Raw genomic sequence first — 14,380 nt, 5'->3', positions numbered from 1 at the left:
GAGAGCGAAGAGGAACCACAGACATGTCCAAGCACACGCTCTCCGTCCTGGTGGAGAACACGCCGGGCATCCTCGCCCGGATCGCCGCCCTGTTCTCCCGCCGCGGCTTCAACATCGACTCGCTCGCGGTCGGTGTCACCGAGCACCCCGACATCTCCCGCATCACCATCGTGGTGAACGTCGAGGACCTGCCGCTGGAGCAGGTGACCAAGCAGCTCAACAAGCTCGTCAACGTGCTGAAGATCGTCGAGCTGGAGCCCGGTCAGGCCGTGCAGCGCGAACTCGTCCTGGTGAAGGTCCGCGCCGACAACGAGACCCGCTCCCAGATCGTGGAGATCGTCCAGCTGTTCCGCGCCAAGACCGTCGACGTCTCCCCGGAGGCCGTCACCATCGAGGCCACCGGATCGAGTGACAAGCTGTCCGCCATGCTCAAGATGCTGGAGCCGTACGGCATCAAGGAGCTGGTGCAGTCCGGCACGATCGCGATCGGCCGCGGCGCCCGTTCGATCACCGACCGCTCGCTGCGCGCGCTCGACCGATCTGCGTAAGGCTGAAAACGGGCGGTCGGTGAGCCGCCGGCCGCCCGTATGCCGAGATCCTGAAACTTCCTTCCCACCCGCCGTCATACGGTGGGACGCACAACCTGCACACCAAGGAGAGAACCCAAAGTGGCCGAGCTGTTCTACGACGCTGACGCCGACCTGTCCATCATCCAGGGCCGCAAGGTCGCGGTCATCGGCTACGGCAGCCAGGGCCACGCCCACGCGCTGTCGCTGCGTGACTCGGGCGTCGACGTGCGTGTCGGTCTGCACGAGGGCTCCAAGTCCAAGGCCAAGGCCGAGGAGCAGGGCCTGCGCGTGGTGACCCCGTCGGAGGCCGCCGCCGAGGCCGACGTGATCATGATCCTGGTCCCGGACCCGATCCAGGCCCAGGTCTACGAGAAGGACATCGCCCCGAACCTGAACGACGGCGACGCCCTGTTCTTCGGCCATGGCTTCAACATCCGCTTCGGCTTCATCAAGCCCCCGGCCGGCGTGGACGTCTGCATGGTCGCCCCGAAGGGCCCGGGCCACCTGGTCCGCCGCCAGTACGAGGAGGGCCGCGGCGTTCCCTGCATCGCCGCCGTCGAGCAGGACGCCTCCGGAGGCGCCTTCGCGCTCGCCCTGTCCTACGCCAAGGGCATCGGCGGCACCCGCGCCGGCGTCATCAAGACGACCTTCACCGAGGAGACCGAGACCGACCTGTTCGGTGAGCAGGCCGTCCTCTGCGGTGGTACGGCCGCGCTGGTCAAGGCGGGCTTCGAGACCCTGACCGAGGCCGGCTACCAGCCGGAGATCGCCTACTTCGAGTGCCTGCACGAGCTGAAGCTGATCGTGGACCTCATGTACGAGGGCGGCCTGGAGAAGATGCGCTGGTCCATCTCCGAGACCGCCGAGTGGGGCGACTACGTCACCGGCCCGCGCATCATCACCGACGCCACCAAGGCCGAGATGAAGCAGGTCCTCGCCGAGATCCAGGACGGCTCCTTCGCCCAGAACTGGATGGACGAGTACCACGGCGGTCTGAAGAAGTACAACGAGTACAAGAGGCAGGACTCCGAGCACCTGCTGGAGACCACCGGCAAGCAGCTGCGCAAGCTGATGAGCTGGGTGAACGAAGAGGCGTAAGCCTCATGGACGGGGGTCGGGGCAGGCAGCTCCGGCCCCCGTCGTCCATCCGGTGCGAACCCTCCATACAAAATGGAGTTTCCCGTCCGGGTGATCCTTCCGTGGAGGCGCAATACGCCCGCCGACACGCCACTACACTGCTGCACAACACGCGTCAGGCCCACAGCGTCGTGCGTCTTCCGCGGCTAGCCCCCTCCTCCGCCTGCGGCCGTCGGGACGGCCGTCCGCATGCTCTGGACTTGTGAGGACCTCACGTGAGCTCGAAACCCGTCGTACTCATCGCTGAAGAGCTGTCGCCCGCGACCGTGGACGCACTCGGCCCGGACTTCGAGATCCGGCACACCAACGGAGCGGACCGAGCCGAACTGCTCCCTGCCCTCGCCGATGTGGACGCGATCCTGATCCGTTCCGCCACCAAGGTCGACGCCGAGGCCATCGCCGCGGCGAAGAAGCTCAAGGTCGTCGCCCGCGCCGGCGTCGGCCTGGACAACGTCGACGTCTCCGCCGCCACCAAGGCCGGCGTGATGGTCGTCAACGCCCCGACCTCCAACATCGTGACCGCCGCCGAGCTGGCCTGCGGTCTGATCCTCGCCTCCGCCCGCAACATCCCGCAGGCCAACACCGCGCTGAAGAACGGCGAGTGGAAGCGCAGCAAGTACACGGGCGTCGAGCTGGCCGAGAAGACCCTCGGTGTCGTCGGCCTCGGCCGCATCGGTGCCCTGGTCGCCCAGCGCATGTCCGCCTTCGGCATGAAGGTCGTCGCCTACGACCCCTACGTGCAGCCCGCGCGGGCCGCGCAGATGGGCGTCAAGGTGCTGTCCCTGGACGAGCTGCTGGAGGTCTCCGACTTCATCACCGTCCACCTGCCCAAGACCCCCGAGACCCTCGGCCTCATCGGCGACGAGGCGCTGCGCAAGGTCAAGCCGAGCGTGCGCATCGTCAACGCCGCGCGCGGCGGCATCGTCGACGAGGAGGCGCTGTACTCGGCGCTGAAGGAGGGCCGGGTCGCCGGCGCGGGCCTCGACGTGTACGCCAAGGAGCCGTGCACCGACTCCCCGCTGTTCGAGCTGGACCAGGTCGTCTGCACCCCGCACCTCGGCGCCTCCACCGACGAGGCCCAGGAGAAGGCGGGCATCGCGGTCGCCAAGTCCGTCCGCCTCGCCCTCGCCGGTGAGCTGGTCCCGGACGCGGTGAACGTCCAGGGCGGTGTCATCGCCGAGGACGTCAAGCCGGGTCTGCCGCTCGCCGAGCGCCTCGGCCGTATCTTCACCGCGCTCGCCGGCGAGGTCGCGCACCGCCTCGACGTCGAGGTCTACGGCGAGATCACCCAGCACGACGTCAAGGTGCTGGAGCTGTCCGCGCTCAAGGGCGTCTTCGAGGACGTCGTCGACGAGACGGTGTCGTACGTCAACGCGCCGCTGTTCGCGCAGGAGCGTGGCGTCGAGGTCCGGCTGACCACCAGCTCCGAGTCGGCCGAGCACCGCAATGTCGTCACCGTGCGCGGCACGCTGGCGAGCGGCGAGGAGGTGTCGGTCTCCGGCACGCTGGCCGGCCCGAAGCACGTCCAGAAGATCGTCGCGGTCGGCGACTACGACGTCGACCTCGCGCTCGCCGACCACATGCTCGTCCTGCGCTACGAGGACCGTCCCGGTGTCGTCGGCACCGTCGGCCGCATCCTCGGCGAGGCGGGCATCAACATCGCCGGCATGCAGGTCGCTCGCGCAGCGGTGGGCGGCGAAGCGTTGGCCGTGCTGACCGTCGATGACACGGTGGCCGCCGGTGTGCTGGCCGAGGTCGCTTCGGAGATCGGCGCCGCGTCGGCCCGGTCGGTGAACCTGGTCTGATCCTTTACCGGCCCTCCACCCGACTCGGGTGGAGGGCCGGACTCTTGCGCGTACGCCGGACGGGCTGAGGTTCCTCAGCCCGTCCGGCGTTGTGCGTCGCCCTCCTTCTCGTCCTACTTCTCGTCCCTGACCTCGATCCTCCGCAGGCTCACGGCCGCTCCCACCGCCGCCAGCGCCACCAGGACCGCGCCGGCGATCGCCGCGCCCTGGAATCCGCTGGTGAACGCCTCCCGGGCGGTGGTGAGGAGGGACGCGCCGGACCGGCCGGGCAGCCGGGCCGCCGTGGCGAGGGCGTCGCCCAGGGTCTCGCGGGCGCTCGCCGGGGCGGTGGAGGGCATCTCGTGGCGGTAGATCGCCGTACCGATGGAGCCGAGGACCGCCATGCCGAGCGCGCCGCCGAACTCGGTGCCGGTCTCCAGCAGGGACGAGGCCGTGCCCGCCCGCTCCACCGGGGCGCTGCTCATGGCCAGGTCGACCAGCTGGGACGTGATCGCCACCATCCCGCAGGCGAGGACGCCGGCCCCGGCCAGCACCAGCCACAGCGAGTCGGTGCCGACGAGGGTGAACATCGAGAAACCGGCCGCCATCGCGACGAAGCCCCCGGCGACGACGGATCCCCGGTTGACTCCCCGCTGGACGAGCTGTGCCGTCACCGGACCGGCGAGACCGATGAACACCGAGGGCAGCAGGCTCCACAGGGCGGCTGCCAGCGGGCTCTTGCCGAGGACCGACTGCAGGTACTGCGTGGTGAAGACGGCCGAGCCCATCATGGCGAGCGCGGCGACGAGGTTCAGGACCAGCGCCGGGGCGAAGCCGTGGCCCTTGAGCAGGGCCGGCGGGATCAGCGGGGAGGCGCCCGTGCGCTGCCGGTGGACGAACAGGGCCGTGAAGAGCAGGCCGACGGTGATGGAGACGACGTACAGCGGGCGCCAGCCCTCGGAGGGGAGCTCCTTCAGGCCGTAGATCACGGGGAGCACGGCGGCCATCGACAGCGGGATGCTCAGCCAGTCGAAACGGCCCGGGTTCGGGTCCTTCGACTCCGGCAGCAGCACCGGGCCGAGGATCAGGAGCAGGACCATCGCGGGCAGGTTGACCAGGAAGACCGAGCCCCACCAGAAGTGCTCGACCAGGATGCCGCTCATCACCGAGCCGAGCGCGATACCGCCGGTCATCACGCCGCTCCACACGCCGATCGCCTTCGCCCGCTGGCCGGGGTCGGTGAACATCGTGCGCAGCAGCGCCATCGTGGACGGCATCAGGGTCGCGCCGCCGATGCCGAGGATCGCGCGGGCCGCGATGAGGGTCTCGGCGCTGTCCGCGTAGGCGGCGAGGAGTGAGGCTCCGCCGAAGGCGGCGGCGCCCATGAGGAGGAGCTTGCGGCGGCCGATGCGGTCGCCGAGCGAGCCCATCGTCATCAGCAGGCCGGCCAGGACGAAGCCGTAGACGTCGAAGATCCACAGCTGCTGGGTGCCGCTCGGGTGCAGGTCGGCGGCGATCGCGGGGGTCGCGAAGTACAGGACGGAGACGTCCATCGAGACCAGCAGCAGCGGCAGCATCAGCACGCCGAGAGTGGTCCATTCGCGACGTCCGGCGCGGGCGGGGGCGGCGCTGCCGGCGCCGACGGAGGCGGGCGTGTTCGTCGAGTTCGTCATGACGGTGACTGTACGGGCGTCTTAAACGCTTGTCTAGAACGCATGTATAGGTCATGCGTATAAGTCATCTGTATAAGTCATCTGTCTAGGACGGTCGTATGGATCGACGGTAGGGTGGTGGGCATGGGACACCGTGAGGATCTGCTCGAAGGCGCCAAACGCTGCCTGCTGGAGAAGGGGTTCGCGCGCACGACGGCGCGTGACATCGTCAAGGCCTCGGGGACCAACCTGGCCTCGATCGGCTACCACTACGGCTCGAAGGACGCCCTGCTGGCGCAGGCGTACATCGCGCTGGTGGAGAACATGTCCGACGCCTTCGACGGAAGTGACGGCTCCACGATCGAGGGGGCGCCCGGTTCGCTGGAGCGCTTCCGGTGGGTGTGGTCGAACATCGTCGGCACCATGCGGGGGCCGGGCTCCATCTGGCGGCTCAGCATGGAGGTCATGACCATCGAACTGCCCGAGGTGCGTGAGCACTTGGCCCGCGGGCAGCGGGAGGGCGCGCGCGGTCTGGTGGCCCTCCTCCAGGGTGTGCCGGAGGAGGAGGTCTCCGACGAGACGGCGGACACCGTCGGCCGGTTCTACATGACGCTGATGACCGGGCTCATCGCCCAGTGGTCGTTCGATCCCAAGACCGCCCCGGACGGCGACGCGCTCACCGAGGGCCTCCGGCAGATCGTCGAGGCCGCCGAGGCCGTCAGGACGAGCTGCGGGGCCGATCTGCCAACGGAGTGATCCCGTTCATCCCGAGCCTGACGGAGATCAACGCCGAACTGGAGCTGGCCCCCGACGTCGATGAGGACGGGACGGAGGTCCGCCCCGGGTTGACGGCCCCGCCCTACAGCCGGGCCCGCTTGAGCGCCATGTGCAGCAGCAGCCGGTCCTCCCCGTCGTCCAGGTCCAGGCCGGTCAGCTGCTCGACCCGGGACAGGCGGTAGTACAAGGTCTGCCGGTGGATGCCCAGTTCGGCGGCCGCACGGGCGGCCTGGCCCGCACAGTCGAGATAGACCTCGGCGGTGCGGGCCAGCTCCCGCTGGGCGGGGGAGAGGAGGGGGCCGACCACGGGGTCGTGGGCGGACTCCGGTGGCAGGGCGGTCAGCAGCCGGTACGGCCCGATGCGCGCCCACTGGGCGACCGGCCCGAACCGCGGCTCGGCCAGCGCGGCGCGCGTCGCGGCGGCCGCCTCCTGCCAGACCGTGCCCAGCTCGGCGAGCCCGATGCGGGGATCACCGACCCCGGCAGCGCACCCGGCGCCCGGGGCGCCCGGTGCCGCCGCTCCGGCGAATCCCGCAGCGGCCGCCGCGGCCGCCCGCGCCCCGGCCCCACGCGCCGCGTCACCCGCCGCCACCCCTGCCGCCGCCCCCGTTCCCGCCCCGCGCGCCGCGCTTCCCGGTCCGCCGCGAGCCGCTTCGGCCTCCTTCAGCAACCGCGCGGCCGCCGTCAGTGCGGGTGTGCTCACCTCCGTGGTCCGCAGCCGTACCAGCAGGGCGAGGCTCTGCGCCGACGCCCCCCACGGCAGCGTGCACAGCGCCGTGGCATGGGGGATCGTGCGGGCGGCGGGGGCGTCGTCCGGGTCGGCCGAGGGCCAGGGGGCCACACAGACCAGGGTGAGCGGGCCTTCGGCGCGGGGGCCGAGCGCAGTACGGAGTTCGGCCACCGCCATGTCCCGCTGCCAGCCGCGCTCCGCCGTCAGCACGGCCCGCAGCTCCCGGCTCAGCCCGGCCCCGGCCTCCGCCTCGTCCGCGAGCAGCGCGCCGATCCGGCCGGCCACCTCCATCGCGGCGGCCAGCTGGGCGTCCGACGGCCCCGGATCGCTGTCCAGCAGCCAGACGTAACCGAGGACGACACCCCGATGGCGCACCGGCAGGCAGATCCGGCCGCGGTAGACGCCCGCCTCCGGGCTCGGCGGGATCCGCACCGGGCCGGTCGCGCGGGTGATGCCGAAGCCCTCGAACCAGGCCCGGACCGTCGCCGTGGAGCGCCGGGTCATGATCGAGCGGGTGCGCACCGGGTCCAGGGCGGACGGGTCCAGCTCGTCGTCGCTGTCGTACGCGCCGAAGGCGATCAGCTCGAAGTCGCGGTTCTCCAGGGTCGCCGGGGCCCCGAGCAGCTCCGAGATCTCGTCCACCAGCTCCTGGTAGTCAGCCTTGAACGCCTTGAAATCCGCCGCCACTCGGGCATTCTCCCTCATTTTCCGGAGGTCTTCATACATCTGTCTGAGATCCAGGGCACGGATGCGTGACAGCTGTCGATGGCCCACGATCGGAGAGATCCTTAGGTTTCACGGTGGTTCTCCGTGCCGTACCCGAATCGTCGGGTGATGGCCGTATTTGGTGCTTGTCTGTGGAGGTGCCCCGTGCTGGGTCCCGTGATTCTCGCCGCGTCGCGCAGCGACCGGATGCGACGCCTGATCTCGGCGGCCCCGGTGACCAAGCAGGTCGTCGACCGCTTCATCCCCGGTGAGACCGTGGCCGACATCGTGCCGATCATCAAGGACCTGACGGCCAAGGGTCTGGAGCTGACGATGGACGTCGTCGGCGAGGACATCACCACCCCCGAGCAGGCCACCGCCGCCCGGGACGCCTACCTGGCGCTGATCGACCACCTCAAGGAGCTGGAGCTCGGCGAGCGCGTCGAGATGTCCGTCAAGCTCTCCATGTTCGGCCAGGCGCTCGCGGGCGGCCACGAGCTGGCGCTCGCCAACGTCCGCCCGGTCGTCGAGGCCGCCGCCGCCATCGGTACGACCGTGACGCTGGACGCCGAGGACCACACCACCCTCGACTCGATGTTCGCCATCCACGAGGAGCTGCGGAAGGACTTCCCGCAGACCGGCTGCGTCATCCAGGCCTACCTCTTCCGCACCGAGGCCGACGCCCGCCGCCTCGCCGCCGCCGGCAGCCGCGTCCGCCTGGTCAAGGGCGCCTACAAGGAGCCCGCCGAGGTCGCCTACCAGCAGAAACACGAGATCGACAAGGCGTACGTCCGGGTCCTGCGCATCCTGATGGAGGGCGAGGGGTACCCGATGATCGGGTCCCACGACCCGCGCCTGATCGCCATCGCCCAGGAGCTGGCCCACAAGGCCGGCCGCAAGCTGGACGAGTACGAGTTCCAGATGCTGTACGGCATCCGCAGCGACGAGCACCTGCGGCTGGCCGCCGAGGGCCACCGCATGCGCGTCTACACCGCCTATGGCACCGACTGGTACGGCTACTTCATGCGCCGTCTCGCGGAGAAGCCGGCCAACCTGCGCTTCTTCCTGCGCTCGATGGTCAGCAAGGGCTGAACCCGAACACCCGCTCAAGATCAAGGAGTCAAGGATCTCATGGACGCTGTGACCCAGGTCCCCACCCCCGTCAACGAGCCGGTGCACGGCTACGCCCCCGGCTCGCCCGAGCGCGCCCGTCTGGAGGCCAAGCTCAAGGAGCTGGCAGAGAACCCGATCGACCTGCCGATGACCATCGGCGGGGAGAAGCGGATGGGCGGCGGCGAGCCGTTCCAGGTGGTCCAGCCGCACAACCACAAGGCCGTCATCGGCGCCGGCCACCACGCCACCCAGCAGGACGCGAAGGACGCCATCGACGCGGCCCTCGCCGCCGCGCCCGCCTGGCGCGCCATGTCCTTCGACGACCGCGCCGCCATCATCCTGCGCGCCGCCGAACTGCTCTCCGGCCCGTGGCGCGAGACCATCGCCGCCTCCACCATGCTCGGCCAGTCCAAGACCGCCCAGCAGGCCGAGATCGACACGCCGTGCGAGCTGATCGACTTCTGGCGCTTCAACGTCCACTACGCCCGCCAGATCCTCGCCGAGCAGCCCCCGGCCAACTCCCCGGGCGTGTGGAACCGCCTGGACCACCGTCCGCTCGAGGGCTTCGTCTACGCGATCACCCCCTTCAACTTCAGCGCCATTGCGGGCAACCTGCCCACCGCGCCCGCGTTGATGGGCAACGTCGTCGTCTGGAAGCCGTCCCCGACCCAGACCCACGCCGCCGTGCTGCTCATGCAGCTGCTGGAGGAGGCCGGTCTGCCCAAGGGCGTCATCAACCTCGTCACCGGTGACGGCATCGAGGTCTCCAAGGTCGCCCTGGAGCACCGGGACCTGGCCGGCATCCACTTCACCGGCTCGACCAAGACCTTCCAGTACCTGTGGAAGACGGTCGGCAACAACATCGAGAAGTACCGCTCCTACCCGCGTCTGGTCGGCGAGACCGGCGGCAAGGACTTCCTGGTCGCCCACCCGAGCGCCGACCGCGCCGTGCTGAAGACCGCCCTCACCCGGGGTGCCTTCGAGTACCAGGGCCAGAAGTGCTCCGCCACCTCCCGCGCCTACATCCCGGCCTCCATCTGGAACTCGGGCTTCAAGGAGGAGTTCGCGGCCGAGGTCGACTACCTGACCATGGGTGACGTCACCGACCTGTCGAACTTCATCGGCGCCGTGATCGACGACCGTGCCTTCGCCAAGAACAAGGCCGCGATCGACCGCGCCAAGGAAGACCCGACCTGCACGATCGTCGCGGGCGGCACCTACGACGACTCGGTCGGCTACTTCGTCCGCCCGACCGTCGTCGAGTGCTCCGACCCGGAGAACGAGGTCTTCCGCACCGAGTACTTCGGCCCGTTCCTCGCCGTGCACGTCTACGAGGACGACAAGTACGACGAGATGCTGGCCCAGATGGAGTCGGTGTCCGACTACGCGCTCACCGGCTCGGTCATCTCCAACGACCGTGCGGCGGCGGCGTACACGATGGACAAGCTCCGCTACGCGGCCGGCAACTTCTACATCAACGACAAGTCGACCGGTGCCGTCGTCGGCCAGCAGCCCTTCGGCGGCGGCCGCGCCTCCGGCACCAACGACAAGGCCGGCGCCCCGCAGAACCTCCTGCGCTGGACCCTGACCCGCGCCATCAAGGAGACGCTGGTCGCGCCGACCGACTACACCTACCCGCACATGGGCTGACACGTCGTCGTACCCCCGAGCCGGGACGCCTGACCCCCGATCAGGTGTCCCGGCTCGATTCCTTTGGTTCCTAACTGGTCAAGTGTCTTTTAGGGGTTAGGTGGGATAGTGGAGTCATGACCATCCGACTGCGCCTCGCCCACACCGCCGACCTCGAACCCGCCGAACTCGACGCCGCCCACGCCCTGTTGGACACGGCGTTCGGCGGGGGCTTCTCCGAGCAGGACTGGGAGCACGGGCTCGGTGGGATGCATGTGCTCCTGCAGGACCGGGCCGGGCTCGCCGCGCACGGCTCCGTCGTGATGCGCCGCATCCGGCACCGGGGGCGCTGGCTGCGCACCGGATACGTCGAGGCCGTCGCCGTACGGCCGGACGTGCGGCGCGGCGGACTCGGGGGCCGGGTGATGGGGGAGCTGGAGCGGGTGATCGACCGGGCCTACGACCTCGGTGCGCTCTCGGCGAGCGAGCAGGGAGCCCCGCTGTACACCGCCCGGGGCTGGCAGCGGTGGAGCGGGCAGGTGCACGCCCTCTCGCCGGACGGGATCGTGCGGCTGCCGGAGGAGGAGGGGAGCATGTATGTGCGGCCCGCGCTGGCCGGGCCGCTCGACCCCGCCGGGGAGTTCGTCCTCGACTGGCGTGACGGAGACCTCACCTGAGGGAGCGTCAGGTAGCCGCCCGGACCAGGATCTTGCCCGTGTTGCCGCCGCGCAGCATCAGCAGGAACGCCTCCACGATCCGCTCGAACCCGTCGACCACCGTCTCGTCCGCCACCAGTGCCCCGCTGCGCAGATGCGGTACGGCGAAGTCGTACAGCTCGTCCTGCGCGTCAAGGTGGTCCTTCACCAAGAAGCCCTCGATCCGCAGGCTCTTCTCCACGACGTCCGCGTGGTTGAAGAGGACGGGCGGGGCGTCCGGGGTGTTGTACTGGCTGATCGTGCCCACCCGCACCACCCGGCCCCGCTCGCGCAGCGCTCCGATCGCGGCGCCGAGGTGGTCGCCGCCGACGTTGTCCACGAAGACGTCGATACCGGTGGGGGCCGCCTCGGCCAGCAGGCCGGCGACCGGAGCGGTGCGGTAGTCGAAGGCGGCGTCGTAACCGGCCCGTTCCGTCAGGTACTTGACCTTCTCGGGGGTGCCCGCGCTGCCGATCACGCGCCCCGCGCCGAGCAGCCGGGCGAAGCGGCCGGCCGCCGTACCGACCCCGCCCGCCGCGCCGGAGACGAACACGTCCTCGCCCTCGCGCAGCCCGGCGATCCGGGTCAGGGCGATGTACGCCGTCAGGCCCGTGCCGCCCAGCACGCTCAGGTACGCCGACAGGGGGACGCCCGGGTGGTGCGGCAGCCGCCGGACCTCCTCGGGGCTCACCACGGAGTGGGTGCGCCAGCCCCGGCGGTGGAAGACGATCTCGCCCTCGGTGAGCTCCGGCGTCCGCGAGGCGGTGACCCGGCCCAGGGTGCGGCCCTCCAGCGGGGCGTTCAGCTCGAAGTCCCCGTCCATCATTTCGCGGTGGTACGGGTCCACGGACCACAGCAGGTTCTCCACCAGCGCCGTACCGGGCGCCGGTTCGGGCACCGGGGACTCGGCGAAGCGGAAGTGGTCCGCGGTGGGGAAGCCGGTGGGGCGGGCGGTCTGCTGCACGGTGAGCGCGATCTCGGTCATGGAGGGGACGCTAGGCAGGAATGCCGGGGGCGGGCAGAGGGTTGGGCTCATGGAACGCGCCGATCCATGAAGCAGTCTCATATACGCAGGTGGGAGCCCCGGAGTGGCAGCAGTCGATCTTGCCCCGCAGGAGTTGAGGATCCTGGTCGCCGTGGCCGACGAGGGCGGGTTCTCCGCCGCGGCCGCACGGCTCGGGGCCACTCAGTCCGCCGTCTCCCACGCCGTGCGGGGGATCGAGCGGAAGCTGGGCGTCGTGCTCTTCGAGCGCGGCCGGTTCGGGGCCCGGCCGACGGCCGCGGGGGAGGGTGCGGCCGCCCATGCGCGGCGGGTGCTGCGCATGCTCCAGGCCCTCGCCGCCGACGCCCGCGGCGCGGACACCGGTGAGGTCCGCGGACCGCTGCGGATCGCCGCCTTCCGCAGCGCGGCCCTGCGTCTGCTGCCGCCCGCCCTGGAGCGGCTCACCGCCGAGCACCCCGGCATCGAGGTGACCGTCACCGTCGTACGGGAACTGGGCGCCGGTACCGCGGGCGAGGTGGCCGCCGGACGGGCCGACCTCGGGATCGCCACCCTGAGCGGGCCGCCGCCGGCCGGACTGGTCGGCGGGGTGCTGCTCGAGGAGCCGTACTCCCTGGTGCATCCGGCGGGGCACCCGGACCCGCGCGCCCTGCCGCTCGTCGACTGGGCGGAGAACTGCGGCTCCTACACCCGCGCCTGGTGGGTCGCCCAGGACTGGATCCCGGCGGCGACCGTCAACGCCGAGGACGACGGGGCGGTGCTGTCCATGGTGGGCAGCGGGCTCGGCATGGCCATCATGCCCGAGCTCTCCCTCACCGGGGCGCCGTCCGCCGTCGAGATCACCGACCTCGGGCCGGACCGGCCGTACCGCTCCGTCGGCTATGTGACCACCCCGGAACTCGCCACCACCGCCGCCGTACGAGCCCTGATCCGCACCCTGCGCGGCCTCGGACGGACTACCCCCGAACGCGCGAAGGCCCAGCTCAGAGCGGTGTGACGCAGTCCACCGTCTCAGATAGTAGGAAGTCCGAGTAATTGTGGAGACAGGAGCGGGGCGCTCCCTTAACTTTGTAGAAGCCGAACGCATCGCTCGATCCAGCGAATGGCGGTCGTGAGCCGGGCCCGTGCAGGCAACCCCTGCGGCCGTGCGCTCCCCGCCCTCCGGCGTCTCGAAATCCCTTTGCGTGCTTCGCGTTTGCCGAAGGAGTCGATCCACCATGGCCGAGACGATCGTCCGCCGCCGAGTCCGCCACGCGTCCCCCGCGAGCGAGTCCGACCGCAAGAACGCCGCCGCCGCCCTGCAGCGCGCCCTCGACCGCCGCGACAACGGCGGCGAGACCGGCCACTGAGACCATCGACGCGCTGTCCGCATGACGGACAGCGCGTGTCATCACCTGGGACGAGGAGTAGGGTGCCCGCATGTCTCGCAGCATCAATCTCGCAGTGATCCCCGGTGACGGTATCGGCCAGGAGGTCGTGTCCGAGGGTCTGAAGGTCCTCTCCGCCGTGCTTCCGCAGGATGTGAAGCTGGAGACCAAGGAGTACGACTTCGGCGCCAGGCGCTACCACGCCACCGGTGAGACCCTCACCGACGCCGACCTCGACGCGCTGAAGCAGCACGACGCCATCCTGCTCGGTGCCATCGGCGACCCGTCGGTGCCGTCCGGCGTCCTGGAGCGCGGCTTCCTCCTCAAGCTCCGCTTCGCCTTCGACCACCACGTCAACCTGCGCCCGTCCAAGCTCCTGCCCGGCGTCGCCACGCCGCTCGCCGGCCAGCCGGAGATCGACTTCGTCGTCGTCCGCGAGGGCACCGAGGGCCCGTACACCGGCAACGGCGGCACGATCCGCAAGGGCACCGAGCACGAGGTGGCCACCGAGGTCTCCGTCAACACGGCCTTCGGCGTCGAGCGCGTCGTCCGCGACGCCTTCGCCCGCGCCCAGGCCCGCCCGCGCAAGAAGCTCACGCTGGTCCACAAGAACAACGTGCTGGCCTTCGCCGGTCACCTGTGGACGAACGTCTTCAACAAGGTGGCCAAGGAGTTCCCCGAGGTCACCACCGACTACATCCACGTCGATGCGGCGACCATCTACCTGGTCACCGATCCGGCCCGGTTCGACGTGATCGTCACCGACAACCTCTTCGGCGACATCATCACCGACCTCGCCGCGGCCGTCTCCGGCGGCATCGGCGTGGCCGCCTCCGGCAACATCAACCCCGGCCGCGAGTTCCCGTCCATGTTCGAGCCGGTCCACGGCTCGGCCCCGGACATCGCCGGACAGGGCAAGGCCGACCCCACCGCCACGGTCCTCTCCGTCGCCCTGCTGCTGCGCCACCTCGGCTACGACAGCGAGGCCGACCGCATCGACACGGCGGTCGCCGCGGACCTCACCGAGCGCGCCGCGCTGGGTGCCCGCAGCACCTCGCAGATCGGCGACGCCCTCGCCGCCCGAGTAGCCGGCTGACCCCGGCGCTCCCCCACGAGAAGCCGCCGGGCCGGACGTCACCCGGCGGCTTTCGCATGTCCCCGCCGGGTGCCACCATCGACCCCTGGGCCGCTTTCACCCCCGTTCCTTCCGCCGCGGGCCCCG

At 70.5% G+C, this 14,380-nt stretch carries 13 protein-coding genes; 10 read left to right on the top strand and 3 right to left on the bottom strand.

Annotation, left to right across the window (positions count from 1 at the left end):
- Window positions 1-23 precede the first annotated feature (23 nt).
- The 3 genes from ilvN (at window position 24) to serA (ending at window position 3,511) form a co-directional block, all read left to right on the top strand.
- The gene (ilvN, locus tag ACWC0C_RS21705; RefSeq protein ID WP_030614411.1) at window positions 24-548 is read left to right on the top strand and encodes an acetolactate synthase small subunit; all 525 of its coding nucleotides are present in this window, start codon (window positions 24-26) and stop codon (window positions 546-548) included.
- Between the two features lie 120 nt (window positions 549-668).
- Window positions 669-1,667 carry a ketol-acid reductoisomerase gene (gene ilvC, locus ACWC0C_RS21700; protein WP_450865281.1) on the top strand — a complete coding sequence of 333 codons (999 nt, stop codon included), beginning with the start codon at window positions 669-671 and terminating at the stop codon, window positions 1,665-1,667.
- Between the two features lie 254 nt (window positions 1,668-1,921).
- On the top strand, window positions 1,922-3,511 hold the full coding sequence (serA, locus tag ACWC0C_RS21695; protein ID WP_450865280.1) for a phosphoglycerate dehydrogenase: 1,590 nt from the start codon (window positions 1,922-1,924) through the stop codon (window positions 3,509-3,511).
- Between the two features lie 113 nt (window positions 3,512-3,624).
- On the opposite strand, the gene ACWC0C_RS21690 is transcribed toward serA, so the two are convergent.
- Window positions 3,625-5,163, bottom strand: coding sequence for an MFS transporter (locus tag ACWC0C_RS21690; protein WP_450865279.1), 1,539 nt, complete (start codon window positions 5,161-5,163; stop codon window positions 3,625-3,627).
- 123 nt (window positions 5,164-5,286) lie between these two features.
- Between ACWC0C_RS21690 and ACWC0C_RS21685 the strand changes: the two genes are divergently transcribed.
- Window positions 5,287-5,898, top strand: a complete 612-nt coding sequence (locus tag ACWC0C_RS21685) for a TetR/AcrR family transcriptional regulator (protein WP_450865278.1) — start codon at window positions 5,287-5,289, stop codon at window positions 5,896-5,898.
- 103 nt (window positions 5,899-6,001) lie between these two features.
- On the opposite strand, the gene ACWC0C_RS21680 is transcribed toward ACWC0C_RS21685, so the two are convergent.
- The gene (locus ACWC0C_RS21680; protein ID WP_450865277.1) at window positions 6,002-7,375 is read right to left on the bottom strand and encodes a PucR family transcriptional regulator; all 1,374 of its coding nucleotides are present in this window, start codon (window positions 7,373-7,375) and stop codon (window positions 6,002-6,004) included.
- A 144-nt stretch (window positions 7,376-7,519) separates the two neighbouring features.
- Here ACWC0C_RS21680 and ACWC0C_RS21675 point away from each other — a divergent pair, with 144 nt between their 5' ends.
- From ACWC0C_RS21675 to ACWC0C_RS21665, 3 genes are all read left to right on the top strand, one after another.
- A complete protein-coding gene (locus tag ACWC0C_RS21675; RefSeq protein WP_449199290.1) occupies window positions 7,520-8,446 on the top strand; it encodes a proline dehydrogenase family protein in 927 nt (308 codons plus the stop codon).
- Between the two features lie 39 nt (window positions 8,447-8,485).
- Window positions 8,486-10,117 carry an L-glutamate gamma-semialdehyde dehydrogenase gene (pruA, locus tag ACWC0C_RS21670; RefSeq protein ID WP_449199291.1) on the top strand — a complete coding sequence of 544 codons (1,632 nt, stop codon included), beginning with the start codon at window positions 8,486-8,488 and terminating at the stop codon, window positions 10,115-10,117.
- A gap of 116 nt (window positions 10,118-10,233) precedes the next feature.
- A complete protein-coding gene (locus ACWC0C_RS21665) occupies window positions 10,234-10,773 on the top strand; it encodes a GNAT family N-acetyltransferase (protein WP_450865276.1) in 540 nt (179 codons plus the stop codon).
- A gap of 7 nt (window positions 10,774-10,780) precedes the next feature.
- Here the strand turns inward: ACWC0C_RS21665 and ACWC0C_RS21660 are convergent, their stop codons facing one another.
- Window positions 10,781-11,776, bottom strand: a complete 996-nt coding sequence (locus tag ACWC0C_RS21660) for an NADP-dependent oxidoreductase (protein ID WP_449199293.1) — start codon at window positions 11,774-11,776, stop codon at window positions 10,781-10,783.
- A 103-nt stretch (window positions 11,777-11,879) separates the two neighbouring features.
- Here ACWC0C_RS21660 and ACWC0C_RS21655 point away from each other — a divergent pair, with 103 nt between their 5' ends.
- The 3 genes from ACWC0C_RS21655 (at window position 11,880) to ACWC0C_RS21645 (ending at window position 14,254) form a co-directional block, all read left to right on the top strand.
- On the top strand, window positions 11,880-12,788 hold the full coding sequence (locus tag ACWC0C_RS21655; protein WP_450865275.1) for a LysR family transcriptional regulator: 909 nt from the start codon (window positions 11,880-11,882) through the stop codon (window positions 12,786-12,788).
- 220 nt (window positions 12,789-13,008) lie between these two features.
- Complete coding sequence (locus ACWC0C_RS21650) at window positions 13,009-13,140, top strand: hypothetical protein (RefSeq protein WP_449199295.1); 132 nt, start codon at window positions 13,009-13,011, stop codon at window positions 13,138-13,140.
- Between the two features lie 70 nt (window positions 13,141-13,210).
- Window positions 13,211-14,254 (top strand): 3-isopropylmalate dehydrogenase, encoded by a 1,044-nt coding sequence (locus ACWC0C_RS21645; RefSeq protein ID WP_449199296.1) that lies wholly within the window; start codon window positions 13,211-13,213, stop codon window positions 14,252-14,254.
- Window positions 14,255-14,380 lie beyond the last annotated feature (126 nt).

This window comes from Streptomyces sp. NPDC001709, from assembly GCF_053596375.1.
This window is presented reverse-complemented; position numbering and strand designations above follow the sequence as displayed.

What these genes read in the sequence shown, in the direction of transcription:
- ACWC0C_RS21645 (WP_449199296.1), top strand. Translation starts at nt 13,211, where the DNA reads ATGTCTCGCAGCATCAATCTCGCAGTGATCCCCGGTGACGGTATCGGC.
- ACWC0C_RS21650 (WP_449199295.1), top strand. Translation starts at nt 13,009, where the DNA reads ATGGCCGAGACGATCGTCCGCCGCCGAGTCCGCCACGCGTCCCCCGCG.
- ACWC0C_RS21690 (WP_450865279.1), bottom strand. Translation starts at nt 5,163, where the DNA reads ATGACGAACTCGACGAACACGCCCGCCTCCGTCGGCGCCGGCAGCGCC.
- ACWC0C_RS21680 (WP_450865277.1), bottom strand. Translation starts at nt 7,375, where the DNA reads ATGTATGAAGACCTCCGGAAAATGAGGGAGAATGCCCGAGTGGCGGCG.
- ilvN (WP_030614411.1), top strand. Translation starts at nt 24, where the DNA reads ATGTCCAAGCACACGCTCTCCGTCCTGGTGGAGAACACGCCGGGCATC.
- ACWC0C_RS21665 (WP_450865276.1), top strand. Translation starts at nt 10,234, where the DNA reads ATGACCATCCGACTGCGCCTCGCCCACACCGCCGACCTCGAACCCGCC.
- ACWC0C_RS21660 (WP_449199293.1), bottom strand. Translation starts at nt 11,776, where the DNA reads ATGACCGAGATCGCGCTCACCGTGCAGCAGACCGCCCGCCCCACCGGC.
- ACWC0C_RS21685 (WP_450865278.1), top strand. Translation starts at nt 5,287, where the DNA reads ATGGGACACCGTGAGGATCTGCTCGAAGGCGCCAAACGCTGCCTGCTG.
- pruA (WP_449199291.1), top strand. Translation starts at nt 8,486, where the DNA reads ATGGACGCTGTGACCCAGGTCCCCACCCCCGTCAACGAGCCGGTGCAC.